The organism is Cellulomonas sp. NPDC058312 (assembly GCF_042880135.1).
Taxonomy (GTDB): Bacteria; Actinomycetota; Actinomycetes; order Actinomycetales; family Cellulomonadaceae; genus Cellulomonas.
Map to the genome: position 1 here is coordinate 258718 of NZ_JBHVZE010000001.1, position 26565 is coordinate 285282.

The 26565-nt window shown below is 76.1% G+C and carries 27 protein-coding genes; 20 read left to right on the forward strand and 7 right to left on the reverse strand.

Annotation, left to right across the window (positions count from 1 at the left end; genetic code table 11):
• Nucleotides 1-13 precede the first annotated feature (13 nt).
• Nucleotides 14-1366, forward strand: a complete 1353-nt coding sequence (locus tag ACFVXN_RS01220) for an ADP-ribosylglycohydrolase family protein (RefSeq protein ID WP_389226014.1) — start codon at nt 14-16, stop codon at nt 1364-1366.
• On the forward strand, nt 1363-2256 hold the full coding sequence (locus tag ACFVXN_RS01225) for a tRNA pseudouridine synthase A (RefSeq protein WP_389226017.1): 894 nt from the start codon (nt 1363-1365) through the stop codon (nt 2254-2256). The genes ACFVXN_RS01220 and ACFVXN_RS01225 overlap by 4 nt, the downstream gene beginning before the upstream one ends.
• A gap of 116 nt (nt 2257-2372) precedes the next feature.
• Here the strand turns inward: ACFVXN_RS01225 and ACFVXN_RS01230 are convergent, their stop codons facing one another.
• Nucleotides 2373-2771: a DUF5709 domain-containing protein gene (locus tag ACFVXN_RS01230; RefSeq protein ID WP_389226020.1), complete on the reverse strand. Its 399-nt coding sequence runs from the start codon at nt 2769-2771 to the stop codon at nt 2373-2375.
• Nucleotides 2772-2879: 108 nt separating this feature from the next.
• On the opposite strand from ACFVXN_RS01230, the gene ACFVXN_RS01235 reads away from it, so the two are divergent.
• From ACFVXN_RS01235 to ACFVXN_RS01265, 7 genes are all read left to right on the forward strand, one after another.
• Nucleotides 2880-4577 carry an ABC-F family ATP-binding cassette domain-containing protein gene (locus ACFVXN_RS01235; RefSeq protein WP_389226023.1) on the forward strand — a complete coding sequence of 566 codons (1698 nt, stop codon included), beginning with the start codon at nt 2880-2882 and terminating at the stop codon, nt 4575-4577.
• 241 nt (nt 4578-4818) lie between these two features.
• Nucleotides 4819-5265, forward strand: a complete 447-nt coding sequence (gene rplM / locus ACFVXN_RS01240; RefSeq protein ID WP_389226026.1) for a 50S ribosomal protein L13 — start codon at nt 4819-4821, stop codon at nt 5263-5265.
• Between the two features lie 40 nt (nt 5266-5305).
• The gene (gene rpsI, locus ACFVXN_RS01245) at nt 5306-5794 is read left to right on the forward strand and encodes a 30S ribosomal protein S9 (RefSeq protein ID WP_389226029.1); all 489 of its coding nucleotides are present in this window, start codon (nt 5306-5308) and stop codon (nt 5792-5794) included.
• A 158-nt stretch (nt 5795-5952) separates the two neighbouring features.
• Nucleotides 5953-7302, forward strand: coding sequence for a phosphoglucosamine mutase (gene glmM / locus ACFVXN_RS01250; RefSeq protein ID WP_389226032.1), 1350 nt, complete (start codon nt 5953-5955; stop codon nt 7300-7302).
• A 26-nt stretch (nt 7303-7328) separates the two neighbouring features.
• The gene (locus ACFVXN_RS01255; RefSeq protein WP_389227814.1) at nt 7329-7997 is read left to right on the forward strand and encodes a peptide deformylase; all 669 of its coding nucleotides are present in this window, start codon (nt 7329-7331) and stop codon (nt 7995-7997) included.
• 302 nt (nt 7998-8299) lie between these two features.
• Nucleotides 8300-9061: a DedA family protein gene (locus ACFVXN_RS01260; RefSeq protein WP_389226035.1), complete on the forward strand. Its 762-nt coding sequence runs from the start codon at nt 8300-8302 to the stop codon at nt 9059-9061.
• Nucleotides 9062-9281: 220 nt separating this feature from the next.
• The gene (locus ACFVXN_RS01265) at nt 9282-9983 is read left to right on the forward strand and encodes a hypothetical protein (protein WP_389226038.1); all 702 of its coding nucleotides are present in this window, start codon (nt 9282-9284) and stop codon (nt 9981-9983) included.
• Nucleotides 9984-9996: 13 nt separating this feature from the next.
• Here ACFVXN_RS01265 and coaA read toward each other — a convergent pair whose 3' ends face one another.
• On the reverse strand, nt 9997-10959 hold the full coding sequence (coaA, locus tag ACFVXN_RS01270; RefSeq protein WP_389226041.1) for a type I pantothenate kinase: 963 nt from the start codon (nt 10957-10959) through the stop codon (nt 9997-9999).
• A gap of 84 nt (nt 10960-11043) precedes the next feature.
• Here coaA and glmS point away from each other — a divergent pair, with 84 nt between their 5' ends.
• Together glmS and ACFVXN_RS01280 are read left to right on the forward strand one after the other, a co-directional pair.
• Nucleotides 11044-12900 carry a glutamine--fructose-6-phosphate transaminase (isomerizing) gene (gene glmS, locus ACFVXN_RS01275; RefSeq protein WP_389226044.1) on the forward strand — a complete coding sequence of 619 codons (1857 nt, stop codon included), beginning with the start codon at nt 11044-11046 and terminating at the stop codon, nt 12898-12900.
• The gene (locus ACFVXN_RS01280; RefSeq protein ID WP_389226047.1) at nt 12897-13250 is read left to right on the forward strand and encodes a holo-ACP synthase; all 354 of its coding nucleotides are present in this window, start codon (nt 12897-12899) and stop codon (nt 13248-13250) included. Before glmS ends, ACFVXN_RS01280 begins: the two co-directional genes overlap by 4 nt.
• A 60-nt stretch (nt 13251-13310) precedes the next feature.
• Here the strand turns inward: ACFVXN_RS01280 and ACFVXN_RS01285 are convergent, their stop codons facing one another.
• On the reverse strand, nt 13311-14297 hold the full coding sequence (locus tag ACFVXN_RS01285) for an LLM class F420-dependent oxidoreductase (RefSeq protein WP_389226050.1): 987 nt from the start codon (nt 14295-14297) through the stop codon (nt 13311-13313).
• 59 nt (nt 14298-14356) lie between these two features.
• Between ACFVXN_RS01285 and ACFVXN_RS01290 the strand changes: the two genes are divergently transcribed.
• From ACFVXN_RS01290 to rimI, 6 genes are read left to right on the forward strand one after another with little or no spacing between them, the layout of a single operon-like run.
• Nucleotides 14357-15970 (forward strand): bifunctional ADP-dependent NAD(P)H-hydrate dehydratase/NAD(P)H-hydrate epimerase, encoded by a 1614-nt coding sequence (locus ACFVXN_RS01290; protein WP_389226053.1) that lies wholly within the window; start codon nt 14357-14359, stop codon nt 15968-15970.
• Nucleotides 15971-16028: 58 nt separating this feature from the next.
• A complete protein-coding gene (locus tag ACFVXN_RS01295; protein ID WP_389227817.1) occupies nt 16029-16685 on the forward strand; it encodes a nucleoside/nucleotide kinase family protein in 657 nt (218 codons plus the stop codon).
• 26 nt (nt 16686-16711) lie between these two features.
• Nucleotides 16712-17878 (forward strand): alanine racemase, encoded by a 1167-nt coding sequence (alr, locus tag ACFVXN_RS01300; protein WP_389227820.1) that lies wholly within the window; start codon nt 16712-16714, stop codon nt 17876-17878.
• A complete protein-coding gene (gene tsaE / locus ACFVXN_RS01305; RefSeq protein WP_389226056.1) occupies nt 17875-18414 on the forward strand; it encodes a tRNA (adenosine(37)-N6)-threonylcarbamoyltransferase complex ATPase subunit type 1 TsaE in 540 nt (179 codons plus the stop codon). Before alr ends, tsaE begins: the two co-directional genes overlap by 4 nt.
• Before the next feature lie 35 nt (nt 18415-18449).
• Nucleotides 18450-19169 carry a tRNA (adenosine(37)-N6)-threonylcarbamoyltransferase complex dimerization subunit type 1 TsaB gene (gene tsaB / locus ACFVXN_RS01310; RefSeq protein WP_389226059.1) on the forward strand — a complete coding sequence of 240 codons (720 nt, stop codon included), beginning with the start codon at nt 18450-18452 and terminating at the stop codon, nt 19167-19169.
• A complete protein-coding gene (rimI, locus tag ACFVXN_RS01315) occupies nt 19166-19639 on the forward strand; it encodes a ribosomal protein S18-alanine N-acetyltransferase (protein WP_389226062.1) in 474 nt (157 codons plus the stop codon). Before tsaB ends, rimI begins: the two co-directional genes overlap by 4 nt.
• 58 nt (nt 19640-19697) lie before the next feature.
• Here the strand turns inward: rimI and ACFVXN_RS01320 are convergent, their stop codons facing one another.
• Nucleotides 19698-20333 (reverse strand): malonic semialdehyde reductase, encoded by a 636-nt coding sequence (locus tag ACFVXN_RS01320; RefSeq protein WP_389226065.1) that lies wholly within the window; start codon nt 20331-20333, stop codon nt 19698-19700.
• A gap of 85 nt (nt 20334-20418) precedes the next feature.
• Between ACFVXN_RS01320 and tsaD the strand changes: the two genes are divergently transcribed.
• Nucleotides 20419-21477: a tRNA (adenosine(37)-N6)-threonylcarbamoyltransferase complex transferase subunit TsaD gene (gene tsaD, locus ACFVXN_RS01325; RefSeq protein WP_389226068.1), complete on the forward strand. Its 1059-nt coding sequence runs from the start codon at nt 20419-20421 to the stop codon at nt 21475-21477.
• On the opposite strand, the gene ACFVXN_RS01330 is transcribed toward tsaD, so the two are convergent.
• On the reverse strand, nt 21474-22622 hold the full coding sequence (locus tag ACFVXN_RS01330) for a glutamate--cysteine ligase (protein WP_389226071.1): 1149 nt from the start codon (nt 22620-22622) through the stop codon (nt 21474-21476). The genes tsaD and ACFVXN_RS01330 overlap by 4 nt on opposite strands.
• A complete protein-coding gene (locus ACFVXN_RS01335) occupies nt 22619-23824 on the reverse strand; it encodes an SAM-dependent methyltransferase (protein ID WP_389226074.1) in 1206 nt (401 codons plus the stop codon). Before ACFVXN_RS01335 ends, ACFVXN_RS01330 begins: the two co-directional genes overlap by 4 nt.
• A gap of 246 nt (nt 23825-24070) precedes the next feature.
• Here ACFVXN_RS01335 and groES point away from each other — a divergent pair, with 246 nt between their 5' ends.
• Nucleotides 24071-24367, forward strand: coding sequence for a co-chaperone GroES (gene groES, locus ACFVXN_RS01340; protein WP_122149810.1), 297 nt, complete (start codon nt 24071-24073; stop codon nt 24365-24367).
• A gap of 434 nt (nt 24368-24801) precedes the next feature.
• On the opposite strand, the gene ACFVXN_RS01345 is transcribed toward groES, so the two are convergent.
• Entirely contained in the window at nt 24802-25104 is a 303-nt protein-coding gene (locus ACFVXN_RS01345) for a WhiB family transcriptional regulator (RefSeq protein WP_389226077.1), read from the reverse strand.
• Nucleotides 25105-25443: 339 nt separating this feature from the next.
• Between ACFVXN_RS01345 and ACFVXN_RS01350 the strand changes: the two genes are divergently transcribed.
• A complete protein-coding gene (locus tag ACFVXN_RS01350; protein ID WP_389226080.1) occupies nt 25444-26556 on the forward strand; it encodes a MerR family transcriptional regulator in 1113 nt (370 codons plus the stop codon).
• Nucleotides 26557-26565 lie beyond the last annotated feature (9 nt).

Below are 26565 nucleotides of genomic sequence, written 5' to 3' on the forward strand. Positions count from 1 at the left end.
TAGGCTCGGGGGCGTGCACGACCAGTCCCACGCCGCCGCCCGACCGCTCGACCGCGACGTCCGCCCCACCGAGGTGCTGGACCGCGCGACCGCCGTCCTCGTCGCCCAGGCCGCGGGTGACGCGCTGGGCGTCCCGTACGAGTTCGCCCGCCCGCCCGGCGCCGCCGAGCTGCCCGAGATGCGCGGCGGCGGCCTCGGCCCCTACGCCCCGGGGGAGTGGAGCGACGACACCCAGATGTCGGTGTGCGTCGCGTGGGTCGCCGCGCTCGGCGGCGGTCTGGCGTCCGAGGAGGAGCTCGACGACGTCGCCGCCCGGTTCGAGGCGTGGCGCACCGGCGGCGCCACCGACGTCGGGACCCAGACGGCCGCCGTGCTCGGGTCGGCGGCCCGTCGTGCCGGGCGCCCGGCGGAGCGCCTGCGCGCCGCCGCCGCCGAGCTGCACGCGACCACCGGTCGGACCGCGGGCAACGGCGCCCTGATGCGCACCGGGGTCGTCGGCCTGGTCGGGCTGGACGACCGGTGGGCGACCGCGCGCGCGGCACGGGCCGTCGCGGAGCTGACCCACCCGGACCCGCTCGCGGGCGATGCGTGCGTGCTGTGGTCGGAGGCGATCCGGGTCGCGGTGACCGAGGCGCGCCTCGACGTCCGCGCCGGTCTCGACCTGCTGCCCCCCGAGCGCCGCGCCGCGTGGTCCGGGTGGGTCGACGACGCCGAGCGCCCCGAGCCCGCGACCGACCTGACCGGCAACGGGTTCACGGTCACCGCGCTCCAGGCGGCCTGGCACGCGATCACGGTGCAGCCCCCGCTGCCCGACGGGGTGGCCTTCCCCGGTCAGGTGCACCTGCCCCTCGCGCTCGCGGCCGCCGTGCGGATCGGGCAGGACACGGACACCGTGGCGGCGATCGCCGGCGCGCTGCTCGGCGCGCGGTACGGCACCGCGGCGGTGCCCGCGACCTGGGCGGCCGCGGTGCACGGCTGGCCGGGGATGCGGGCCCGGCGCCTGGGTGCGCTGGCGCGGGTGACGGCCCAGGGCGGTCCGGGGGTCCCCGGCACGCCGGGGCAGCAGGTCTGCCCGCTGTGCGGCACGCGCGAGCGGCTCGTGGAGCGCTACCCGGACCACGTCTGCTCCTGGTGCGCGCACGGGGTCACCGACCGCGCCGGGCGGCCCGTGCGGCTGTTCAACGCGTCGATGAGCGGAGGGTTCACCGCCCAGTACGAGGACGGCACGACCGCCGCCGACGAGGTGCTCGCGGGCCGTGTGTGGGTGGACGGCGTCGAGCTGCACGCGCAGGAGGCCAGGTTCGGCGGCACGGTCGTGGTGCTGCCCGCCGGGACGGTGGCGGACCCGACGGCGGTGCGGCCGTGACCGCGCAGGTCCGCGTCCGCGTCGACCTCCGGTACGACGGGACGGAGTTCGCCGGCTGGGCGCGGCAGCCCGGGCTGCGCACGGTGCAGGGGGTCGTCGAGGACGGCCTCGGCGTCGTGCTGCGGGCGGCCCACCGGGGCGAGGGGCCGCCGCGGGTCACCGTCGCCGGCCGGACGGACGCGGGCGTGCACGCGCGCGGGCAGGTGCTGCACGTCGACGTGCCGTCCGAGGCGTGGGCGGCGCTGCCGGGGCGGTCCGACCGCGGGCCGGAGGAGTCGCTGGTGACCCGCCTCGCCGGGGTGCTGCCCGGGGACGTCGTCGCCACCCGCGCGCGCGTCGTGACCGAGGACTTCGACGCGCGGTTCTCCGCGCTGGCCCGGCGGTACGTCTACCGGATCTGCGACGACCCGCGGCTGCGCGACCCGCTGCGGCGCCACCACGTGCTGTTCACCCGGCGCCCGCTGGACGCCGCGGCGATGCACGAGGGCGCGTCGCGGGTGCTCGGGCGGCACGACTTCGCGGCCTACTGCAAGCCGCGGCCCGGCGCCACGACGATCCGCACCCTCGACGAGCTCACGTGGGAGCGGCCGGCGGACGGGCCGGACGCGGGGCTCGTCGTCGCGACGGTCCGCGCCGACGCGTTCTGCCACAGCATGGTCCGCGCCCTGGTCGGCGCGAGCATCGCGGTGGGGGAGGGACGCCGTGGGGTGGACTGGCCCGCCGAGCTGCTGGTCGGCGGGCGCCGCGACCCGTCGGGCACCGTCGTCGCGGCCCACGGTCTCACCCTGGAGGAGGTCGTCTACCCGCCGGACGCCGACCTCGCCGCCCGCGCCCGCACCACCCGCGCCCCCCGCGCGCCCCACGACGTCGACCCCCACCCCCTGCGCTGACTCCACCCCCCGCGCTGACCCACCGCCGCGAGGGCGCACGAGACACCACGAGGGCGCATCCCGTGGGATGCGCCCTCGTGGTGTCGCCTGCGCCCTCGGCGGGGTCAGAGGCGGGGTCAGTCCTCGTCGACGACGTGGACGGCGGCCTCTTCGGCGCTCGCGGCGCCGCCGTCGATGCCGGAGTCGACGGCGAACTGGTCGTTGCCGCCGGCCTCGACCGCGTCGTCGTCCTCGGCGAGGCGGCCCGCGCGGTTCGGGTCGGACTGCTGCGGGGCCTCCCAGACCTCGGGCTCCTCCTGGGCGACGCGCTGGTCGAGCGTCTCGCCGCGGGACTCCTCCCAGGGGGTCTCGCCCCAGTGCGCGGACGCCGGGCGCGGGCGGTCCGGGACGGTGTAGCCCTCGTCGAGGGGGTCGACGCCCCGGTCGGAGAGCGTGTCCTCGCCGGGCAGCTGGTCGGCGTCGCCCTCGGTCCCGGTCGCCGGGTCGGTGCTGGTGGCAGGGGTGTTCTCGGTCATGGCACCGAGCGTGGCACCGCGGGGCCCCGGGTGCCACCGGTGTGCCCCTCCCGTCGCGCGCGGGTATCCGGTTGGGTCCGGCGGGCCCGGCCTGGGACCATCGGCGGCATGGGTCATCTGGAGGCGCACGACGTGCGCTACGTGCTCCCCGACGGTCGGCCGCTGCTGGGCGGGGTCGACCTGCGCGTCGGCGAGGGGCAGCGCACCGCGCTGGTCGGGCCGAACGGCGCGGGCAAGTCCACGCTGCTGCGGATCATCGCCGGCGACGAGCAGCCGCACGAGGGCGCCGTCGTGCGCACCGGCGGGTTGGGCGTGATGCGGCAGGACGTCGGCCGGATCGCGGACGACCGCTCGGTGCGCGACCTGCTCGCGTCGCTCGCGACGGGCGCGGTGGGCGCGGCGGCGCTGGAGCTCACCGCCGCCGAGCTGCTGATGATGGAGGTCGACGACGAGCCCGCCCAGATGCGGTACGCGCAGGCGCTCGCGGACTGGGCGGACGTCGGCGGCTACGAGGTCGAGTCGGACTGGGACCGGGTGACGGACGCGGTGCTGTCCATCCCGTTCGACCAGGCGCAGCACCGGTCGGTGCGGACCCTGTCGGGCGGCGAGCAGAAGCGCCTGGTCCTGGAGGCCCTGCTCCGCGGCCCGCAGGAGGTGCTGCTGCTCGACGAGCCCGACAACGCCCTGGACGTCCCGACCAAGCGGTGGCTGGAGCGCCGGCTGATCGAGAGCCCGAAGACCGTGCTGCTGGTCAGCCACGACCGGGAGCTGCTGTCCCGGGTGCCGACGCACGTGGCGACGCTGGAGCCCGCGCGCGCGGGGGCGACGGTCTGGGTGCACGGCGGCACGTTCGTCAGCTACGCGCAGGCCCGGGACGCGCGGCGCGAGCGGCTCGCGGAGCTCGCGCGCCGCTGGGACGAGGAGCACCAGAAGCTCGTCACCCTGGTCAACACCCTGAAGACGAAGGCGGCGTTCAACGACGGGCTGGCCTCGCGGTACTCCGCGGCGCAGACCCGGCTGCGCAAGTTCGAGGAGGCCGGCCCGCCGGAGGTCGTGGCCCCCGACCAGCAGGTGCGGGTCCGGCTGCGCGGCGGGCGCACCGCCAAGCGCGCGGTCGTCGCCGAGCGGCTGGAGCTCACCGGGCTGATGCGGCCGTTCGACCTCGAGGTCTGGTTCGGCGAGCGGGTGGCCGTGCTGGGGTCCAACGGGTCGGGCAAGTCGCACTTCCTGCGGCTGCTCGCGGCGGGCGGCACCGACCCGCAGCCGGAGCAGGCCCTCGCCGACGGCGAGCTGCCGATCGACCCGGTGCCGCACACGGGTGCGGCCCGCCTGGGCTCGCGCGTCGTGCCCGGGTTCTTCGCGCAGAACCGCCAGCACGCGCAGGACGCGGCGTTCGCGGGCCGGACGCTGCTGGAGATCCTGCACCGCGGTGAGGGCCGCCGGCCGGGGATGGGTCGCGAGCCCGCGAGCAAGGCCCTGGACCGGTACGAGCTCGTGGCGTCCGCGGAGCAGCGGTACGAGACGCTGTCGGGCGGCCAGCAGGCGCGGTTCCACATCCTGCTGCTCGAGCTCGGCGGGGCGACGCTGCTGCTGCTCGACGAGCCGACCGACAACCTCGACCTGCACTCGGCGGAGGCGCTGGAGGTCGGGCTCGCGGCGTTCGAGGGCACGGTGCTCGCGGTGACCCACGACCGGTGGTTCGCGCGGGGGTTCGACCGGTTCCTCGTGTTCGGCGCGGACGGGGAGGTCGTCGAGACGCCGGAGCCGGTGTGGGACTCGGGCCGGGTGGTCCGCGCGCGGGGCTGACCGCGCGTCGGGGACGGTGCCGCGGGGGCGTGACCGAGGTCGCACCCCCGCGGCCGGGCCGCGCTTTGACCCCCGGTGAGGCGGCGGCTACCCTGGTGAGTCGTTGTGCTTGCAGTCCGCGTCGACCGGTGCGTTCCCATTCACCGGTCCGTGGACGAAGTGCAGACGGTACTCATCGGCTGACCCCGGCTTCTACGGGATTGCCGTGGACACAGTCAGAGACACAGAGAAGGCAACGACCGTGCGCACGTACACCCCGAAGCCCGGCGACATCCAGCGGAACTGGTTCGTCATCGACGCGACCGACGTCGTCCTGGGCCGTCTGTCCACCCACGTGGCGACCCTGCTGCGCGGCAAGCACAAGGCGACCTTCGCCCCGCACGTGGACGGTGGCGACTTCGTCATCGTCATCAACGCGGAGAAGGTGGCCCTGACCGGCAACAAGCGGGAGACCAAGCTCGCCTACACCCACTCGGGCTACCCGGGTGGTCTGCGGGCGACCGCGTACTCCGACCTCCTCGAGAAGCACCCCGAGCGTGTGATCGAGAAGGCCGTGCGCGGCATGCTCCCGAAGACCTCGCTGGCCCGCCAGCAGCTCTCCAAGCTCAAGGTCTACGCCGGTGCGGAGCACCCGCACGCCGCCCAGCAGCCCCAGCCCTTCGAGATCACCCAGGTCGCGCAGGGCTGACGCCCGCGAGGACTCCGAGACAGGACGCGAGGACACACCAGTGGCCGAGACCACGGTCGACATCGACCTTGAGGGCGGCGAGACGCCCAGCAGCTACACCTCCGAGAGCAGCGCTCCCGCGGGCCGGGGCCAGAGCCTCACGGCTCCGGGCCAGGCGCTGGGCCGCCGCAAGGAGGCGATCGCCCGCGTGCGCCTGGTGCCCGGCACCGGCCAGTGGAAGATCAACGGCCGCACCCTCGAGGACTACTTCCCGAACAAGGTGCACCAGCAGATCGTCAACTCCCCGCTGAAGCTGGTCGACGTCGAGGGTCGCTTCGACGTCGTCGCCCGCATCAACGGTGGCGGCGTGACCGGCCAGGCCGGTGCGCTGCGCCTGGGCATCGCCCGCGCGCTGAACGCGATCGACGAGGAGCACAACCGTGCGACCCTCAAGAAGGCCGGCTTCCTGACCCGCGACCCCCGCGTCGTGGAGCGCAAGAAGGCTGGTCTCAAGAAGGCCCGCAAGGCTCCGCAGTACTCGAAGCGCTGATCCGCGGATCGGCGTCGACGGCCGACGGCCCCGGGGGTCCGACCCCCGGGGCCGTCGGCCGTTCTGTGCCCTGACGGGCACCGCGGCGCGCCACCGACGGCGCGCCGCTGGCAGGATGCTGGGGGCCGCGTGCGCGGCCGACGACGAGGGGGTCCTCGATGGGACGACTGTTCGGCACCGACGGAGTGCGGGGCCTGGCCAACCGGGACGTGACGGCGGAGCTCGCGCTCGACCTGTCCGTCGCCGCGGCGCACGTGCTGGGCTCTCTGGGGGCGTTCGAGGGGCACCGCCCGCGCGCCGTCGTCGGCCGTGACCCCCGCGCCTCGGGCGAGTTCCTCTCCGCCGCCGTCGCGGCGGGCCTGGCGAGCGCGGGCGTGGACGTGCTCAACGTCGGCGTGCTCCCCACCCCCGCCGTCGCGCACCTGACCGGCGCGCTCGACGTCGACCTGGGCGTCGTGCTGTCGGCCTCGCACAACGCCATGCCGGACAACGGCATCAAGTTCCTCGCCAAGGGCGGCCACAAGCTCGACGACGAGCTCGAGGACGCCATCGAGCAGCGCCTGCGCGAGACCTGGGAGCGACCGGTCGGCGCCGCGGTCGGGCGGATCCGCTCGGACACCGGGCGCGCGGGGGAGCAGTACGTCGAGCACCTGGTGTCGACCCTCGGCAACGACCTCACCGGCCTGCGCGTGGCCGTCGACTGCGCGAACGGCGCGGCCAGCGAGGTCGGCCCCGCCGCCCTGCGCGAGGCCGGCGCGGACGTGGTCGTCATCAACGCGTCCCCGGACGGCCGCAACATCAACGAGGCCTGCGGCTCGACGCACCCCGAGCAGCTGCAGGCGGCCGTCGTGGCGTCCGGCGCGGACCTCGGCGTCGCGTTCGACGGCGACGCGGACCGGTGCCTCGCGGTGGACCACACCGGCACCCTGGTCGACGGCGACCAGATCATGGGCGTCCTGGCGCTCGACCTGCGCGAGCGCGGCCTGCTGGCCCACGACACCCTCGTCGTCACCGTCATGAGCAACCTGGGTCTGCGGCTCGCGATGCAGGCGGCCGGCGTCCGGACCGTCGAGACCGGGGTGGGCGACCGCTACGTGCTCGAGGCCATGCGCGCGGGCGGCTTCAACCTGGGCGGCGAGCAGTCCGGCCACGTGATCCTCGCGGACCACGCGACGACCGGGGACGGCACGCTCACCGCGCTGCAGCTCGCGGCGCGCGTCGCCGCCACCGGGCAGAAGCTCAGCGAGCTCGCCGCGGTCGTCCGCCGGCTCCCGCAGACGCTCGTCAACGTGCCCGGCGTCGACAAGGCGCGGGCGGCCACCGACCAGCCCCTGGCCGACGCCGTCACCGCCGCGGAGACGACGCTCGGCTCCACCGGCCGGGTGCTGCTGCGCCCGTCCGGCACCGAGGCGCTGGTGCGGGTCATGGTCGAGGCCGCCACGCAGGCGGACGCCGACCGCGTCGCCGGCGACCTGGCCGACGTCGTCCGCGCGCGCCTGGCGCTCTGACCGACGTGACGGCGCCCCAGGCCCGGATGCCCGCCGCGCTCGTCCGGGAGCACGTGCTGCGGCTGGTCGACGCCGCCGCGGCGGACCCGTCCGGCACGGTGCCGATCGTCCAGGCCGGGCACCCCGCGCTGCGGCTGCGGGCCGTGCCGTTCGACGGGCAGGTCGGCGACGACGAGCTCGGGGCGCTGGTCGCGTTGATGCGCCGCACGATGCACGCCGCGCCCGGCGTGGGCCTGGCCGCGCCGCAGATCGGGCTGCCCCTGGCGGTCGCGGTGCTGGCGGACCCCGGCGCGGCGGGCACCGAGACGGGCGCCGTACGCCAGCGGCCCGCGCTGCCGTTCCGCGTGCTGGTGAACCCGCGCTACGAGCCCGTGCCCGACGAGGGCGACGCCCCGCAGCGGGTCGGCTTCTACGAGGGCTGCCTGAGCGTCGTCGGCTACCAGGCCGTCGTGGCGCGGCTGCGCCGGGTGCACCTCACCGGGCACGACCTGGACGGCACCGCACTGGACGAGGTCCTCGAGGGCTGGCCGGCGCGGATCGTGCAGCACGAGACCGACCACCTGGGCGGGACGCTGTACCTGGACCGCGCGGAGCTGCGGTCGCTGTCCGCCACGGACGAGATCGGCGCGCACTGGGCGTCGGAGCCCCGGCCCGCCGAGGCCGCGCGGACGCTGGGGTTCGACCTCGACGCCTGAGCGCCGGTCGTGGCGTGCGTGCGCGCCCACGAGGAGTTCACACGGCCGTCGCCGAAACGCCGTGACCTCTGTCGGTGCCGCGTGGTGCACTGGGCCGACGGCCGGTCCTCCGTGAGGGGGAGGACGCCGGGACGGATGTCGACCCTGGGGGCGATGCTCGCGTGCGAGCCCCCGGACCACGATGGGGGGAGGACCAGGGGCCGATGGGGGGAGTCCCCCATGTCGGGGCCCGTGCCCACCCACCTAGCGTGGAGCCCGGCGGTTCGTCCGGGCCGCCACGACCACCCAGGAGCTGATGTCACGTGCTGCAGGACTGGATCAGCGCCGTCGAGGGCTGGATACCGAGCCTCGCGGAGTCGCTCTGGGTGTACCCCGCGCTGACCCTGCTGGCGACCGTCGACGGGTTCTTCCCGCCGGTGCCGAGCGAGTCCGTCGTGATCGCCCTGGCGTCGCTGTCCGTCGCGCACGGCGAGCCGCACCTCGCGCTGATCGCGCTGGCCGGGGCGGTGGGGGCGTTCGCCGGTGACCAGATCGCCTACACGATCGGCACCCGGGTCGACGTGCACCGGCTGCGGATGTTCCGGTCCCCGCGCGGCCGCAAGGCGCTGGCCTGGGCCGAGCACGCCCTCGCGCACCGCGGGTCGTCGTTCATCCTCGCCGCGCGGTACATCCCGGTGGGCCGCGTGGCGGTCAACATGACGGCCGGCGCCCTGGGCTACCCGCGCAAGCGGTTCGTCGGGCTGACCGGGCTGGCGGCGGTGACCTGGGCGGCCTACGGCACCCTCGTCGGCGCCGGGGCCGGCCTGTGGCTGGCGGACCACCCGGTGATCGCCGTCGTCGCCGGCGTCGTGGTGGGCACCCTCGTGGGCATCGGGATCGACTGGGTGCTGCGCCGCTGGACCGGCCTCGGCCGCACCGCGTCGGGATCCGCCCCGGAGGGCGAGCCCGTCGTGCTCAGCCGCGCCGCGGCCCCCGCGCCCGCTCCGACCCCCGCGCCCGCCCCGGCCCCCGTGCCCGCCCCGGCCCCCGTGGCCGCCGGCGTCGCCTGCGACCCGACCGACTGACGCCGGGTCACGGACCGGCAACGATCGGGTCACACCCGCTAACGATCCGGTCTCACGGCCCGTCCGCGCCCGGACGCGCACCTACGCTCGAGTCCGGGCCACGACGGCGTCGCCCCCAGCGACGGAGGTCGGGCGGTCCGCCCGCCTCCGTCCCGGGCAGGGTCCCGGTCCGGGGCCCGTCCAGGGTCCCGTTCGGCGGGCGACGAGAGGCGACGGGACGATGGCAGCACCGCACGTCCGCGCGCGCAGGGGCAGCGCCACCGGCCGGCCCGCCGGTCGTGCCGCGGGCCCGGTCGCGGTGCTCGGCGCGCTCGGCGTCCTCGGCGTGCTGCTGGCCGGGTGCTCCGGCGGCACACGTGCCGCGGACGAGGCGGCCGACGTCGCGGCGTCCGGCTCGGCGCGCAGCGCGGTGGCCACGGGCGCGGACTGCCTCGCCCCGCAGGTGCTCGACGCGCTCGGCTTCGACGCCGCGGAGTACACCGGGTCGCGGCACCCCGACGCCCCCGACGCCGGGGTGGTGCCGGACGGGTTCACCGCCGTGTCCGCGGTGACGTGCAGCACGGGGGAGACCCTGACGGACGCGGCCGGCCGGTGGGCCGCCGTGACCGCGAGCCGCCTCGAGGGCGACGTCCGGCCGCTGCTCAGCGCGCTGGGCACCCCGGCGACGCTGCCCGCGACGGGGACCGCGCCCACGGCCTGCGCACCGACCGCGCCGCGGACCGCGCTGTGGCTGGTCGACGCGGTCGGCGCGGCGGTGCGGGTCGCCCTGCCGGCCGACGGCTGCGGACGGCTGCCGACGGCCCTCGCGGACGGGATCGCCGCGCTGGACGCCGTCGACGTCGAGCACTACCCGGTGGCGCTGGTCGAGCCGCGCCCCGGTCCCTCGGACGGCACGGCCTCGGACGGGTCGGCCGGCGGCTGAGCGCCCGCGGGCGTCAGAGCTTGCGCAGCCGGGCCCGCCGCACCGAGTGGTCGGCGCCCTTGGTGAGCACCAGCGTCGCGCGGCTGCGCGTCGGCCGGACGTTCTGCACGAGGTTCGGCGCGTTGATCGCGTCCCAGATGCTCTCCGCGCGCGCCACCGCCTCCTCGTCGGACAGGTCGGCGTACCGGTGGAAGTACGACTCCGGCTTCGCGAACGCCGTCGACCGCAGGGACAGGAACCGGTCCACGTACCACTGCCGCACGTCCTGGGTGCGGGCGTCGACGTAGATCGAGAAGTCGAAGAAGTCGCTCACCGCGAGGTTCGACCGCCCGGACACGCCCGCCGCGACGGGCGCGGGCTGCAGCACGTTCAGGCCCTCGACGATCAGCACGTCCGGGCGGCGCACCACGACCTCCGCGCCCGGGACGATGTCGTACGTCACGTGGTCGTACACCGGGGCCCGCACCTCGGCGTGGCCGGCCTTCACCCGGGAGACGAACTGCAGCAGGGCCCGGCGGTCGTACGACTCGGGGAACCCCTTACGGCCCATCAGGCCGCGCCGCTCGAGCTCCGCGTTCGGGTGCAGGAACCCGTCGGTGGTCATCAGCGCGACGTTCGGGGTGGCGGGCCAGCGCGCCATCAGCTCGCGCAGCAGCCGCGCGGTGGTCGACTTCCCGACGGCCACCGACCCGGCGACGCCGATCACGAACGGCGTGCGCGGGGTGTCCTCGCGCAGGAACGTCGACGACGCGGCGTGCAGCCGACGGGTCGCCGTCACGTACAGGTCGAGCAGCCGGGACAGCGGCCGGTAGATCGCGTCCACCTCGGCCAGGTCGATGGGGTCGCCCAGGCCCCGCAGCCGCGTCACGTCCGCGTCGGTGAGGGGCAGCGGCGTCGACTCCGAGAGCCTGACCCAGTCCTCGCGGTCGAGCTCGACGTAGGGCGACGGCTGCACGGGGGCGTCAGTGGCTCGCACCTGTCGATTCTGCACGACGTGCGGCGGGGCGCCCGACGACGGTCCGCGCCGGGTGCGCCCCCGCGCGCGGCTAGACTCGCGCCCATGTGTGGAATCGTCGGGTATGTCGGTGACCATGAGCCGGACGAGCGGCCGCTCGGTGTCGTCCTGGAGGGCCTGCGCCGCCTGGAGTACCGCGGGTACGACTCGGCCGGTGTCGCCCTGGTGACCGGGGCCGGCGGCCTCGCGACCGCCAAGAAGGCCGGCAAGCTCGCGAACCTGCTCGGGCTGCTCGACGACGAGCCGCTGCCCGCCGCGACCGCGGGCATCGGGCACACCCGGTGGGCCACCCACGGCGGCCCGACGGACGTCAACGCGCACCCGCACGTGGCGGGTGGCGTCGCGCTGATCCACAACGGCATCGTCGAGAACTTCGCCGTGCTGCGCGAGGAGCTGCTCGCCGACGGCGCGGTGCTGCTGTCGGAGACCGACACCGAGGTCGTCGCGCACCTGGTGTCCCGCGCCTACGCCGAGGTCAAGGACCTCGGCGAGGCGATGCGGATGGTCGTGCGCCGCCTGCACGGCACGTTCACGCTGCTCGCCGTGCACGAGGACCACCCCGACACCGTCGTCGGCGCGCGGCACGACTCGCCGCTGGTCGTCGGTCTCGGTGACGGCGCCAACTACCTGGGCTCGGACGTGGCCGCGTTCATCGCGGAGACCCGCCGGGCGCTCGAGCTCGCGCAGGACCAGGTCGTCGTCATCACGCCGCGGTCCGTGACCGTCACCGACTTCGACGGCAACCCCGCGCAGGGCCGCGAGTACACGATCGACTGGGACGCGGCCGCCGCCGAGAAGGGCGGCTTCCGCTCCTTCATGGAGAAGGAGATCGCGGACCAGCCGCAGGCCGTGCAGGACACCCTGCTGGGCCGGACCGACACCCACGGCCGCCTGGTGCTCGACGACCTGAAGATCGACGAGGCCGTGCTCCGCGCGGTCGACAAGATCATCGTCATCGCCTGCGGCACCGCCGCGTACTCGGGCCACGTCGCCAAGTACGCCATCGAGCACTGGTGCCGTATCCCCGTCGAGGTCGAGCTCGCGCACGAGTTCCGGTACCGCGACCCGATCCTCAACGCCCGCACCCTGGTGGTCGCCATCTCGCAGTCCGGCGAGACGATGGACACCCTGATGGCCGTGCGGCACGCCCGCGAGCAGGGCGCCAAGGTCCTCGCGATCTGCAACACCCACGGCTCGACCATCCCGCGCGAGTCCGACGCCGTGCTCTACACGCACGCCGGCCCGGAGATCGCCGTCGCGTCGACCAAGGCGTTCCTCGCGCAGATCACCGCCGCCTACCTGCTCGGCCTGTACCTGGCGCAGCTGCGCGGCAACAAGTTCTCCGACGAGATCGTCGAGATCCTCGACGACCTGCGCGCGATGCCCGGCAAGATCCAGGAGGTGCTGGACCGTTCCGGGCGGGTGCGCGAGATCGCCCGCTGGATGGCCGACACGTCCTCGGTGCTGTTCCTCGGCCGGCACGTCGGGTTCCCGGTGGCGCTCGAGGGCGCGCTGAAGCTCAAGGAGATCGCGTACATCCACGCCGAGGGCTTCGCGGCCGGTGAGCTCAAGCACGGCCCGATCGCGCTGATCGAGCCGGGCCAGCCGGTGTTCGTCATCGTGCCGAGCCCCCGGGGTCGCGACTCGCTGCACTCGAAGGTCGTCTCCAACATCCAGGAGATCCGCGCTCGCGGGGCCCGGACGCTCGTGATCGCGGAGGACGGCGACGAGGCGGTGCGCGCGTACGCCGACGAGGTGTTCTACGTCCCGCAGAGCCCGACCCTGCTCGCGCCGCTGCTGTCCGTGGTGCCGCTGCAGATCTTCGCCTGCGAGCTCGCGACGGCCCGCGGCCTGGACGTCGACCAGCCGCGGAACCTCGCGAAGTCCGTCACCGTCGAGTGATCGTCGGCGTCGGGGTCGACGTGGTCGACGTCGCCCGGTTCCTGGCGACCGTCGAGCGGGTGCCCGCGCTCCGGGAGCGGCTGTTCACACCCGAGGAGCGGGACCTGCCGCCGGCGTCGCTCGCCGCGCGGTTCGCCGCCAAGGAGGCCATCGCGAAGGCGCTCGGCGCACCCGCCGGGATGTCGTGGCAGGACGCCACCGTCCGCCGGGTCCGCGGCGAGCAGCCCGTGGTCGAGGTGGTCGGCACGGTCGCGGCCCGCGCCGCGGCCCTGGGCGTGACGCGCTTCCACCTCTCCCTGAGCCACGACGCGGGCATCGCCTCCGCCATGGTCGTCGCCGAATCCGCCTGACCTCCCCACCCCGCGAGTCCCACCCCGCACGACCCGGGCTGCGGACCGCGGGAGGGAGGGTCAGCGGAGGGCCGGGGCCACCTCGCGCTCGAAGAGCTCGATGCCGCTGCGGTCGTAGGCGGCCTCCGCGAAGTAGGTGATCGCGTAGGTCATGCCCAGGTCGCGCAGCTCGGTCAGCTTCGCCACGACCTGCTCCGGGGTGCCGACGAGCGGGCCGCGCCGGAAGTCCTCGGCGATGCCCGGGGCCTTGTCGGGGACGGTGCGGGCGTAGTGCTCCTCGATCCACGCGATCCGGTCGTCGACCTCCGCCTCGGTCGCCCCGATCACCACGTTGTAGTTGGCCGAGCGGGTGATCTCGCCGAAGTCCCGGCCGAGGTCGGCGCAGTGCTGCCGCAGCACCGCGGACTTGTGGGCGAAGCCCTCGGGCGTCCCGTCGAAGTTCGTGTACTGCGCGTGCTCCGCGGCGATCCGCAGGGTCTTGCGCTCGCCGCCGCCCGCGATCCACAGCGGGGGGCCGTCGACCTGCAGCGGCAGCGGGGCGAGCTGGGCGCCGTCGACCTGGTAGTGGGTGCCGTGGTGCGTCGCGACGCCGTTCGTCCACAGCTGCTTCATGATCTGGACGCCCTCGTCGAGCATCGCGATCCGCTCGCCGGCCCGCGGGAACCCGTAGCCGTACGCCCGCCACTCGTGCTCGTACCAGCCGGCGCCGATGCCCATCTGCACGCGGCCGCCGGAGATGACGTCGGCGGTGGCCGCGACCTTCGCGAGGTAGGCGGGGTTCCGGTACGCCATGCACGTGCACATCTGACCGAGCAGGACGCGGCTGGTCGTCGCCGCGTACGCGTTCACCAGGCTCCACGCCTCGTGCGTCGCCTCGCCGTTGGGCTCGGGGACGGCGTGGAAGTGGTCGTAGACCCAGATCGAGTCGAACACGTCGCCCGTGTCGGCGTGCTGGGCGAGCCCGTTCATGAGGGACCAGTGGTCGCGGGTCTCGATGCCGGTGAGGTCCTGCCGCCAGCCCTGGGGGATGAAGAGTCCGAAGCGCATGGCCCGAACCTAGCCCCACGCCGCGCGCGCGTCCCGACGACCTCGGCCAGGATGGGCGGATGATCCTCGGGTACACGGCAGCAGAGGTCCGCGCGGCGGAGGAGCCGCTGCTCGCGCAGGACGTCCCGCTGATGCAGCAGGCGGCCTCGGCCCTGGCGACGCACGTGCTGCGGGAGGTGGCCGAGCGCCGCGGCGGGGAGCCCGGCGGCGCGCGCGGCGGCGTGCAGGGGGCGACCGTCGTCGTGCTGGTCGGGTCCGGCAACAACGGCGGCGACGCGCTGCACGCGGGGGCGCTGCTGGCGCGCCGCGGGGTGCAGGTGCTCGCGGTGTGCACGACGGACGCCCCGCACGCCGAGGGGCTCGCCGCGCTGCGGGCCGCGGGTGGCCGGGCCGTCCGGGCGGTCGACCCGGCGGACGGTGCCTCCGGCGTGGTCGCGGGTGGTGCGGCGGGCGGCGACGGGCTGCCGCCGGTGTGGCTGGGCGACGCGGTCGCGGAGGCCTACGCGGCGGACGCGGTGCTCGACGGGCTGCTGGGCATCGGCGGTCGCGGAGCCGCCCGCGGCGTGGCGGGGTTGCTCGTCGGGCTGCTGGCGGACCTGCTGGACGACGAGGACGCCCCCGCGGGCGGCGCGGCCGGGCCGCTGGTCGTGGCGGTCGACGTGCCCAGCGGCATCGGCGTCGACGACGGCGCGCTGCCGGACGCCCCGGTGCTGCCGGCCGGGCTCACCGTGACGTTCGGTGCCGCGAAGCCGGGCCTGCTGCTGCCGCCCGCGTCGCGCCGCACCGGCCGGCTCGAGGTGGTCGACCTGGGGCTGCCGCTGCCGGAGCGGCCCGCGGTGGCGCGGCTGGCCCCGGCGGACGTCGCGGCGCTGTGGCCGGTGCCGGGTCCCGAGGACCACAAGTACAGCCGCGGGGTGCTCGGCGTGGTCGCCGGGACGCCCGCCTACCCGGGCGCGGCCGTGCTGACGACGTCGGCCGCCGTGCTGGCGGGGGCGGGCATGGTCCGGTACCTCGGCCCGGCGTCGGTGACCCGGTCCGTGCTCGCCGCGCGCCCCGAGGTGGTCTCCGGGCGCGGCCGGGTGCAGGCGTGGTTGCTCGGACCGGGCGTGGACCCGGCGCACCCGAAGCAGGCGCGGCGGGTGCGCCGGGCCCTGGACGAGGCGCTCGCGGGCGGGCTGCCCACGGTGCTGGACGCCGGCGCGCTGACCCTCGCGCCGCGGGAGCTGGCGCCGTGGTGCGTGCTGACCCCGCACGCCGGCGAGCTCGCGGCGCTGCTGGCCCGGTGGGGCGAGGACGTGGACCGGGCGGCCGTCGAGGCGGAGCCGCTGCGCTGGGCCCGCCGCGCCCACGACCTCACCGGCGCCACCGTGCTGCTCAAGGGCAGCACGACCGTCGTCGTCGGGGCCGGCGGCGCGGTGTACGCGCAGGCGGACGCCCCCGGCTGGCTCGCGACCGCCGGGGCGGGGGACGTGCTCGCCGGGGTGCTCGGCACCCTGCTCGCGGGCCGGGCGGCGCAGGTGCTGGAGGACCCGCCGCTCGCCGCCGCCCTCGCGGCCGCCGCCGCGCTCGTGCACGGGCGGGCCGCCGCCGAGGCGGTGCCGGGCGGTCCGGTGTCGGCGCTCGCGGTCGCGCACGCGGTGCCGGCGACGGTGGCCGCGGTGCTCCGTGGCTGAGCCGGTCGGGGGACCGGTGCCGGACGCCGCGCCCGTGCCGGACGCCGCGCCCGCCCCGCTGCCGGACGCCGCGCTCGCGCCCCTGCCGGACGACCTGCGCCGGCGGGTGGAGGCGCTGCTGGCGAGCACCACCGCGGACGGCGTGCCACGGCGCCGGCTGCTCGGCGTGACGGGCCCGCCCGGTGCGGGGAAGTCGACGCTGTCCGCCCGGCTGCGCGCGGCGTTCGCGGACCGGTGCGTCGTCGTGCCGATGGACGGGTTCCACCTCGCGCAGACCGAGCTCGAGCGGATCGGCCGCGCGGACCGCAAGGGCGCCCCGGACACGTTCGACGCGGCCGGGTACGTGGCGCTGCTGCGGCGGCTGCGGGAGCCGGCGCCCGGCCAGACCGTGTACGCCCCCGAGTACCGCCGGGACCTGCGCAACGGCGTCGCGGGGGCGATCGCGGTGCCCGCCGACGTGCCGCTGGTGGTCACCGAGGGGAACTACCTGCTGCTGGACGACCACGGGTTCGCCCCGGTGCGGGACCTGCTCGACGCGTGCTGGTACGTCGAGCTCCCCGAGGAGGTGCGGGCCGAGCGGCTGGTGGCCCGGCACCGGCTCTTCGGGAAGTCCGCGGACGCGGCGACCGCCTGGACCCACGGGCCGGACCAGCGCAACGCCGACCTGGTCGCCGGCACCCGCGCCCGTGCGGACCTGGTGGTCGAGGTCCCCTGAGCCGGTGGGAGACTGGTGCCGTGAGCATGTTCCCCGCGCGGGCGGTCGTCGACCTCGGTGCCGTGCGCGCCAACGCGCGGGTCCTCGGCGACCTCGCCCCGTCGTCGCAGCTCATGGCCGTGGTCAAGGCCGACGCGTACGGGCACGGGCTGCTGCCGGTCGCCCGGGCGGCCGTCGAGGGCGGTGCGACCTGGCTCGGCGTCGCGCAGCTGTCCGAGGCGCTGGCCCTGCGCGCGGGCGGGATCTCCGCGCGCGTCCTGACCTGGCTGTACGCGCCCGGCGCGCCGCTGGCCGAGGCGGTCGCCGCCGACGTCGACCTGTCCGTGTCCGCGCCGTGGGCGCTGGACGAGGTGGCCGCCGCCGCGCGCGCCACCGGCCGGACCGCGCGGATCCACGTGAAGGTCGACACCGGCCTCGGCCGCAACGGCATCCCCCCGGCCGACCTGCCCGCGGTGCTGGACGCGGCCCTGCGCCTCGAGGCCGAGGGCGTCGTGCGGCTGGTCGGGATGTGGTCGCACCTGGCGTTCGCCGACGAGCCCGGCCACCCGAGCCTGCACGCGCAGGGCGACCTGCTCCGGGCCGCGGCCGACGACGCGACGGCCCGCGGCGCCCGCCTGGAGGTGCGGCACATCGCGGCGTCGGCGACGACGCTCACGGACCCGGAGCTGCACCTGGACCTCGTGCGGCCCGGCATCGCCCTCTACGGGCTGACCCCGGTGCCGCAGCTCGGCGGGCCGGACCGGTTCGGACTGGTACCGGCGATGACGGTCGAGGCGGAGCTCGCGACGGTCAAGCGGCTGCCCGCGGGGCACGGGATGTCCTACGGGCACCACTACGTCACGGACCGCGCGACGACGGTCGGCGTCGTCCCCCTCGGCTACGCGGACGGGGTGCCCCGGCACGCGTCCGGCGAGGACGGTCGCCCCGGTGCGCCGCTGGGCGTCGGCGACCGGCGCCTGGCGATCGCCGGGCGGGTCTGCATGGACCAGGTGATGGTGGACCTCGGCCCCGGCGCGACCGAGCGGGCCGGCGACCGCGTGGTGCTGTTCGGCACCGGCGCCGACGGCGGGCCGACCGCCCAGGACTGGGCCGAGGCAGCGGGGACCATCAGCTACGAGATCGTGACGCGGCTCGGCGCCCGGGTGCCGCGCGTGCACGTGGACAGCGAGCAGGACGAGCGGGAGGTGTCGTGAGCGGGACGACGACGGTGGCCGAGGTGACGGTCGAGCTGACGGACGCGGACGCGACGCGCGCGTTCGGCACGGCGCTCGCGGGGCTGCTGCGCGCGGGGGACCTGGTGGTGCTCACCGGCGACCTCGGCGCGGGTAAGACCACGCTGACCCAGGGCCTCGGCGCGGGCCTGCACGTGCGGGGGGCGGTCGCGTCGCCCACGTTCGTGATCGCGCGCGTGCACCCGCCGCTGCCCCACGAGGACGGCTCGACGGGTCCCGCGCTGGTGCACGTCGACGCGTACCGGCTCGGTTCGCTGGACGAGGTCGACGCGCTGGACCTGGACACCTCGCTCGAGGAGTCGGTGACCGTCGTCGAGTGGGGCGCCGGGCTGGTCGAGTCGCTGGCCGACGACCGCCTGGAGATCGCCCTGCGGCGCCCGCGCGGCGCCGGCGCGGGCGACCCGGGTGCCGACCCCGAGGACGCCGCGGCCGGCGTCCGCACCGTCACCGTCCGCGCCCACGGCGAGCGGTGGCGCGGCGTCGCGCTGCCCGCCTGACCCCCACGACCCCCTTCCCGGAAGGAACCCCACCGGTGCCCGTCCTCGCGCTCGACACCTCCGCCGCCGCGTCCGCCGCCGTCGTCGACGACTCCGGCCGCACCCTCGCGACCCGCTCCTCGGGGCAGACGCGTCGGCACGCCGAGGCGCTGACCCCGCTGCTCGACGCCGTCCTGGCCGAGGCGGGCGTCGACCGCCGGGACCTGACCGCCGTCGTCGTCGGGACCGGCCCGGCGCCGTTCACGGGCCTGCGGGTCGGGCTGGTCACGGCCCGCACGCTCGGCCTGGCGCTCGGCATCCCGGTGCACGGGGTGTCGTCGCTGGACGCGCTCGCGCTGGCGACCGTCGACGCGGGCCTGTCGGGCGCGGGACCGGACCTGGCCGGCCGCGAGGTGCTGGTGGTGACGGACGCCCGGCGCAAGGAGGTCTACCACGCGCGGTACCGGGCGGTGGTGGGCGCGGCGACGCTGCCGACCGTCGAGCCGGTCGACGGCCCCGGGGTGGACACCCCCGCGGCGGTCGCGGCCGCGGGTCTCGACGAGCTGCTGGTGGTCGGCCCGGGCACCGCGCTGTACCCCGACCTGCTGCCCGCGACGCCGGGCACCCCCACCGAGGTCGACCCCGCCGACCTGGCGCGGGTCGCGCTCGCGCGGCTGGCGGTGGCGGGCGACGGCGTGGTGCTGCCGACCGAGCCGCTGTACCTGCGCCGGCCCGACGCCGTGCCGCCCGCCCCGGCGAAGCGCGCGCGGGCATGACGGAGCCCGCCGACGTCCTGCTCCGTCCCCTGGTGGCCGCCGACCTCGACGCGCTGGAGGACCTGGAGCGGACGCTGTTCGGCGCGGGCGCCTGGTCGCGGGCGGCGCTCGCGGAGGAGCTGGGCGGCCCGGGGCGCTGGTACGTGGGGGCGCAGGACCGCGCGTCGGGCGAGCTGGTCGGCTACGCGGGCCTGTGGTTCGACGGGTACGACGGCCAGGTGATGACGGTCGGCACCCGACCGGACGCGCAGGCCCGGGGGATCGGCCGGCTGCTGCTCGACGCGCTGCTGGACCACGCGCGCGAGCTGCGGGCCGGGGACGTGCTGCTCGAGGTGCGCGTCGACAACGAGCCCGCGCTGCGGCTGTACGAGCGCGCCGGGTTCGAGCGGTTCGGCCGGCGCAAGGGCTACTACCAGCCCGAGAACGTCGACGCGTGGACGATGCGCCGCCCGGTGGGCCCGCCCCGCTGACCCTCCGACGACGAGGGGCCCGCACCGGTGCCGGTGCGGGCCCCTCGTCGGTGTGGGCTCAGAGCGTGCGCGCGACGTCCTCGAAGTCGAGGCGCGTCTGGCGCGGGTACGACGCCGGCAGCGGGAAGCCGTCGAGGTCCGCGGGGGCGGTGCCGACGTTCAGCACCATGAGCGAGCGCCACGGGGTGCCGGCGAACAGGTCGGCGTCCAGCCCGGGGGCGTCGAAGCCGGTCATCGGCCCGACGTGCAGCCCGGCGGCGCGCAGGCCGACGATCAGGTAGCCCGCCTGGAGGAACCCGTTGTCGCGGGACATCCGCACCCGCGCCTCCTCGGCGCCGGCGAGGTTCTCCCGCACGCCGGCCATGTGCGGGGCGAGGCGGGGCAGGTTCTCGTGGAAGTCGACGTCCGCGGCCACCACCAGGCTCAGCGGGGCGCGCAGGGTCTTGGCCTTGTTGCCCTCGTTCATGTGCGCGACCAGGCGCTCGCGGGCCTCGGGGGAGCGGACCAGCAGCAGGCGCAGCGGCAGCGTGTTCATCGCGGTCGGGCCCCAGCGCACGACGTCCCACACGGCGCGGACCTGCTCGTCGGTGACGTCGCCGTCGGTGAACGTGTTGACGGTGCGGGCGGCGCGGAAGACGAGGTCGGTGATCTCGTCCGGGACCAGGGGTGCGTGCGTGGCGGTGTCGGTGCTCATGACTGGTTGAATCCACAACCAACCCACGGCATTCCGGTTGCCTGGGTGAACTGGGTCACACGGCCGCTCCGCCTAAACTGGCCCCATGTCCGACGCGCCGCTGGTCCTGGGGATCGAGACGTCCTGCGACGAGACCGGGGTCGCCCTGGTCCGCGCCCACCCCGACCGCAGCGAGCTGCTGGTCGACGCCGTCGCGTCCTCGATGGACGAGCACGCGCGGTTCGGCGGGATCATCCCCGAGATCGCGTCCCGCGCCCACCTCGAGCAGATGATCCCGACCATCGAGCGCGCGCTGGGCACCGCCGGCGTCACCCTCGCCGACGTCGACGCGGTGGCCGTCACCGCCGGACCCGGCCTGGTCGGCTCGCTCACCGTCGGCGCCGCCGCCGCCAAGGCGCTCGCGTACGGGCTCGGCACGCCGCTGTACGGCGTCAACCACGTCATCGGGCACGCCGCCGTCGACGAGCTCGTGCACGGGCTGTTCCCCGACCGGGTCATGGCGCTCGTCGTCTCCGGCGGGCACTCCAGCCTGCTGCTGGTCGACGACGTCGTCACCGGCGTGCACGAGCTCGGGTCGACCCTGGACGACGCCGCGGGGGAGGCGTTCGACAAGGTCGGCCGGCTCCTCGGGCTGCCCTACCCCGGCGGGCCGCACATCGACCGGCTCGCACGCGAGGGCGACCCCACCGCCATCCGGTTCCCGCGCGGGCTGACCGCCGCGAAGGACCAGGAGAAGCACGCGTACGACTTCTCGTTCTCCGGCCTGAAGACCGCCGTCGCGCGCTGGGTCGAGGCGCGCGAGGACGCCGGCGAGGAGATCCCGCTCGCCGACGTGTCCGCGTCGTTCGCGGCCGCGGTCGCCGACGTGCTGACCGCCAAGACGATCGCCGCGTGCCGGCGGCACGGGGTCGACACCCTCGTGGTGGGCGGCGGGTTCTCCGCGAACTCCCAGCTGCGGGACATGGCCGCGCAGCGGTGCGCCGAGGCCGGCATCGACCTGCGGATCCCCCCGATCAAGTACTGCACCGACAACGGCGCGATGATCGCGGCGCTCGGCGCGGCGGTGGTCCGGCGCGGGCTGGCACCCTCGGACCTCGGCATCGGGGTCGACTCGACGATGCCGCTGGAGACCGTCACGGTCTAGAGCGGCCGGCCCGCGCGCATCTCGGCGACCAGCGACGCCACCACGGCGTCCAGCTCGCCCGCGTTCCGCCGCGCCACCGCACGCTGCCGCTGGTAGGACGCCCCCTTGCGCAGGATCACGCGCACCGCGTCCAGCTCCGCCGCGCAGCCGAGCCGCTCCGCGATGGGCGCCAGGTCGACCAGCAGCCGGCCCACGGCGTCGGTCACGAGCTCCTCGTCGCCCGCGGCGTTCGTGATGATGATCGCGTCCATCCCGTACCGGGCGGAGCGCCACTTGTTCTCCTGCGCGAACCACGGCGGGATCGTCGGCAGCGGCTCGCCGCGGTCCAGCAGCGTCGAGAAGTGCTCGACCAGGCAGTGCGTCAGGGCGGCGAGCGCGGTCACCTCGAGCAGGCTCGGGGAGCCGTCGCAGATCCGGGCCTCGATCGTGCCGAACCGCGGCGACGGCCGCACGTCCCACCGCACCTCGTCGAACGCGTCGATCACGCCGGTGTGCAGCATGTCGCCCACGTACGCCTCGAGCTGCTCCCAGCGCTCGAACGGGAACGGCAGCCCCGCGGTCGGCAGCTGCTGGAACATCAGCGCCCGGTTGGACGCGTAGCCGGTGTCCTTGCCGCCCCAGAACGGGCTCGACGCGGACAGCGACTGCAGGTGCGCGAAGCAGGTCAGCAGCGCCCGGGAGATCGGCAGCACCTTGTCCCGGTCCTCGATCCCGACGTGCACGTGCACCCCGTAGATGAGCATCTGCCGGCCCCACCACTGCGTCCGGTCGATCAGGGTCGCGTACCGCTGCTTGTCGGTGACCTTCTGCTGGGCCCACCGCGCGAACGGGTGGGTGCCCGCGCTCATCAGCTCGACGCGCAGCGGGTCGGTGACGGTGCGGACCTCGTCGACGGCGCGCTGCAGGTCCGCGCCGGCCTCGCCCACGGTCCGGCACACCCCGGACACGACCTCGACGGTGTTGAGCAGCAGCTCCTGCCGGATCGACGGGTGCTCCCCGCCGCCCGCGGGCCGCACGGCGTCCAGGACCGTGCTCGCGACCTGCCGCAGGTCCCCGGAGTCCGCGTCGACGAGCGCGAGCTCCCACTCGATGCCGACCGTCGAGCGCTCCGAGCGCGCGAACGGCAGCCGCGCCGGGGCGGTCACGCGGCGGCGCCCACGGGCTCGACCACCAGCACCTGCTGCTGCCCGGCGACCCGGGTCAGCACGATCGTCGCCGTCGTGGTGCCCCGCAGGTCGAGCTGCCGGCGCAGCTGCTCGGGCACGACGGCGGTGCCGCGCTTCTTGATCGTCAGCGAGCCGACCGACCGCTCGCGCAGGTACGCGCGCAGGCGCTTCAACCCGAACGGCAGCTGGTCGAGCACCCGGTAGGCCGTGGCGAACGGCGTCGGCTGGAGCACGTCGGAGGTCACGTAGGCGATGGTGCGGTCCACGAGGCGGCCCTGCACCTCGGCGGCGGCCTCCGCGACCAGCCCGGCCCGGATCACCGCGCCGTCCGGCTCGTACAGGTACGCCCCCACGGCACCGACCGGCGGGTGCGCGTGCGCCTCGGCGTCCCCGGCCCGCAGCACCGCGGAGCCGCCGCCCGCGCCGAGCAGCAGCGCGGACCGCCCGGGCCCGTCGGGGGCGAGCGGTCCGAACCACAGGCCCAGCTCCACCACGTCGCCGTCGACCGAGACCCACTGGGCCTCCGCGTCGTCGGGCAGCGCGGAGTGCGGGACGCCCGGGCCGAGCTTGAGCCCCAGCGCGGGCACGCGCTCGCGCACGGCCAGCACCGCGTCCAGCGGCGGCGAGTACGCGGCGGGGTCGTGCACGCGGCTGCCGCCGGTCGTCCGCCGGGCCGGGTCGGCGTAGACGCCGTCGACGCCCTCCGCGGCCAGGTCGAGCGCGAGACCGTCGCCGTGCCGCACGACCGCCTCGGGGAACGCCCGCAGGTTCACGGTCGCCAGCGCGGCCGTCGTCTCGTCGGCGTCGACCGCGAGGACCCGCAGCCCCATCGCGGCGAAGGCCATCGCGTCGGCGCCGATCCCGGACGTGAGGTCGGCCACGTGCTGCAGCCCGGCCGAGCGGTAGCGGCGCGCGTGCTGGGCGGCGACGACGAGCCGGGTCGCCTGCTCCAGCCCGGCGGGGGTGAACAGCATCGCGTCGGCGAACTCGCCGAGCTTGTCGTGCGCCCGCGCCCGCAGCCGGGACTGGGTGAGCGCGGCGGCGACCAGGTCGGCGTCGAAGCCCTCCTTGCGCAGCTTCTCGGACAACGCCATCGCCCGCTGCTCGTCGTAGGGCGGCAGGGCGGACAGCAGGGCCCACCCCTCGGGGCTGAGCAGCTTCGCGAGGCCGGACGCGTCCATCGGGCGATCCTCGCACGCCGGGTGCCCGGAGCGCCCCGCGCGGCCCCGCCGGCGGACGTCCGTGACCGACACGTTTCTGGCACTCGCCTTGACCGAGTGCTAACCGGTTCCTAGAGTGCTGGTGGGCACTCCCTCCGGGGCGTGCCCGCGCACCGCACGGCTGCCGGCACCCGCGACGACGGTCGGCCGTGGACACGGGGCGACAAGGACATCAGGCAGCACTCACACGCGAAGGGGAGGTCCGCTGTGTCGGTCTCCATCAAGCCGCTCGAGGACCGCATCGTCGTCAAGACGCTCGAGGCGGAGCAGACGACGGCTTCCGGTCTGGTCATCCCGGACAGCGCCAAGGAGAAGCCCCAGGAGGGCGAGGTCCTGGCGGTGGGCCCGGGTCGCATCGACGACAACGGCAACCGCGTCCCGCTGGACGTGGCCGTGGGTGACAAGGTCATCTACAGCAAGTACGGCGGCACCGAGGTCAAGTACGACGGCGAGGAGTACCTCATCCTCTCCGCCCGCGACATCCTGGCGGTCGTCACCAAGTGACGCCCCCGCCGGCCTGAGCGCCGGCGACGCCCGACGAGGCCCCCACCGCTCCGGCGGCGGGGGCCTCGTCGCGTCCGGGGCCGCCGTTCGGGGGTGCCGGGCCGGGCCGCCGTGCGGGTGCGCCGGGCCGGCCGCCGTGCGGGGGTGCGGCGCGACGCCGAGGAAGGACCGGCCGGCCGAAACCGGTCCGCCCGGGGCCCTGTCTCGGCGCGGCGGTCCTGTCTCGGCGCCCCCTCAGGCCGCCGCTGCAGCTGCGGGCGCACGACGAGGCCCCCTCCGCACGCGGAGGGGGCCTCGTCGTCGTGGACGGCGACCGCCGGCGGTGTCGCACCGCCCGTGGGGGTCGCCACGTGGTCAGCCGCGCTCGCGCGCGGCTGCGGGTGTCCGCGACGGCCGGCGGTATCCCACCGCGGGCCGTCGCGAAGCGGGTGGGGTCAGCCGACCTCGGCGCGGGTGCGGCCGGCGCGGCTGGCCAGGGTGGCGGCGCGCTCGTCCTCGGACAGGCCGCCCCAGACGCCGTACGGCTCGCGGACGGCGAGCGACTGCTCGCGGCACTCGTTGATGACGGGGCAGCCGGCGCAGATCGCCTTGGCGGCCTCGGCCCGACGGCGGCGGGCCGCGCCGCGCTCGCCCTCGGGGTGGAAGAACAGGTCCTGGTCGGCGTCGCGGCACGCGCCCTCGTACTGCCACTCCCAGAGCTCCATGACGGGTCCCGGAAGGCGAGAGATCTCAGCCATGGTGTGTCCTCCATCTGTGCGGCGGCGTCAGCCGTCAGTACCTCGTGCTCGGTGCGGGTCCGGCTGCGACTCGGGACCGAAGTCCCTGGTGAGCCGGTGAACCCTGCTGATGAGGACAGTACAACCGCGCCAGCAGTTGTTCAAGACCGTGTCGTGACCGAGTTCTGGCGCGGTTGTGCACAGGGTTGTTCACGGCTGTGGAGCGATTCGGGCAGATCGGGGCGGGCGCGGTCCTGCGCCGCGACCAGGGCTGACGCGATCCGGCCCGGGTCGGCCGCTGGAAACCGCGCCAGATCCCCGGCACAATCACTGCGGGACCACGGGGACGAGACGGACGAGATGCACATCAGCGAGGACGGCGACGCGCACGTCGCCGACGGGACCGACGGCGAGTCGGGCCCGATGCTCACGGTCGCCGCGGTCGCGGGTCGGCTCGGCGTGGCGCCGGCGACCCTGCGCACCTGGGACCGGCGCTACGGTCTCGGCCCCTCGGCGCACACCGCCGGCGCGCACCGCCGGTACGGCGCCACCGACGTCGCCCGGCTGATGACGATGCGCTCGCTGACGCTCGACGGCGTCCCGCCCGCCGACGCCGCGCGGATCGCGCGCGACTCGACGCCCGCCGACGCCGGGGGAGCCGCCGACGCCTCGCCCGCCCGCCACCTCAGCGCGGTGCCCGACGCGGAGTCGCCCGCCGTGGCGTCCGGTACCGGGACGTCCGGCACGGGGGCTGCCGGAGCTGCGCACGGTGCCGACGACCCCCACCCCGACGGCGACCTGGCCCGGATCGGCGTCCCGCAGTCCACCGCGTCCGCGGCGCGCCCGGTCGACCGCCGCGACCGCCCGGCGACGCCCACCGCCGTGATCGACGCCGCCCTGCGCGCCGACGCCCGCGAGGTCGCGAGGCTGCTCGCGCTCGCCCCCGACGCCGACCTCACCCGGTGGTGGGAGGACCTCGTGGGTCCGGCCCGCGCCGGCATCGCCGCCCGCACCGTGCTCGCGCAGCCGGGCGACGAGCCCGACGCCCTCGTCGTCGCCGCGGCGCTCGCGGTGCTGCGCGAGCGGTCCGGGCGCGTGCCCCGGCACCCGTCGCGCCGGCGTATCGTCCTCCTGCTGGCCGCGCCGGGCGAGCCCCGCCCGCTGTCCCTGCACGTGCTCGCCGGGGCGCTCGCGGACGCCGGGGTGGACGCGCGCGTCGTCGCCGGGCCGACCGGGCGCCACCGGCTGCTGGAGATCGCGACCATGACGACGCCGTCGGCGGTCGTGCTGTCGAGCGAGCTGCCCGCCCCCGACCTCGGCCTGGTGGCGGCGGTCGCCGAGCAGCAGCCGGACCTGCCGGTCTTCGTCATGGTCCCCGACGAGGCCGCCGCCGCGGTCCCCGCCGGGCCGCAGGTCCAGCGCGTGCGGACCGTCCCCGGGCTCGTGCACGAGGTCCGGGCGGTGTGCGGCTGACGGGTTCCG

Excerpts from the sequence above, each read along its gene's own strand:
- ACFVXN_RS01230 (WP_389226020.1), bottom strand. The coding sequence starts at position 2,771 with ATGACCGAGAACACCCCTGCCACCAGCACCGACCCGGCGACCGGGACC.
- ACFVXN_RS01235 (WP_389226023.1), top strand. The coding sequence starts at position 2,880 with ATGGGTCATCTGGAGGCGCACGACGTGCGCTACGTGCTCCCCGACGGT.
- glmM (WP_389226032.1), top strand. The coding sequence starts at position 5,953 with ATGGGACGACTGTTCGGCACCGACGGAGTGCGGGGCCTGGCCAACCGG.
- ACFVXN_RS01255 (WP_389227814.1), top strand. The coding sequence starts at position 7,329 with ATGCCCGCCGCGCTCGTCCGGGAGCACGTGCTGCGGCTGGTCGACGCC.
- ACFVXN_RS01265 (WP_389226038.1), top strand. The coding sequence starts at position 9,282 with ATGGCAGCACCGCACGTCCGCGCGCGCAGGGGCAGCGCCACCGGCCGG.
- glmS (WP_389226044.1), top strand. The coding sequence starts at position 11,044 with ATGTGTGGAATCGTCGGGTATGTCGGTGACCATGAGCCGGACGAGCGG.
- ACFVXN_RS01285 (WP_389226050.1), bottom strand. The coding sequence starts at position 14,297 with ATGCGCTTCGGACTCTTCATCCCCCAGGGCTGGCGGCAGGACCTCACC.
- ACFVXN_RS01290 (WP_389226053.1), top strand. The coding sequence starts at position 14,357 with ATGATCCTCGGGTACACGGCAGCAGAGGTCCGCGCGGCGGAGGAGCCG.
- alr (WP_389227820.1), top strand. The coding sequence starts at position 16,712 with ATGTTCCCCGCGCGGGCGGTCGTCGACCTCGGTGCCGTGCGCGCCAAC.
- rimI (WP_389226062.1), top strand. The coding sequence starts at position 19,166 with ATGACGGAGCCCGCCGACGTCCTGCTCCGTCCCCTGGTGGCCGCCGAC.
- ACFVXN_RS01320 (WP_389226065.1), bottom strand. The coding sequence starts at position 20,333 with ATGAGCACCGACACCGCCACGCACGCACCCCTGGTCCCGGACGAGATC.
- tsaD (WP_389226068.1), top strand. The coding sequence starts at position 20,419 with ATGTCCGACGCGCCGCTGGTCCTGGGGATCGAGACGTCCTGCGACGAG.
- ACFVXN_RS01335 (WP_389226074.1), bottom strand. The coding sequence starts at position 23,824 with ATGGACGCGTCCGGCCTCGCGAAGCTGCTCAGCCCCGAGGGGTGGGCC.
- ACFVXN_RS01345 (WP_389226077.1), bottom strand. The coding sequence starts at position 25,104 with ATGGCTGAGATCTCTCGCCTTCCGGGACCCGTCATGGAGCTCTGGGAG.
- ACFVXN_RS01350 (WP_389226080.1), top strand. The coding sequence starts at position 25,444 with ATGCACATCAGCGAGGACGGCGACGCGCACGTCGCCGACGGGACCGAC.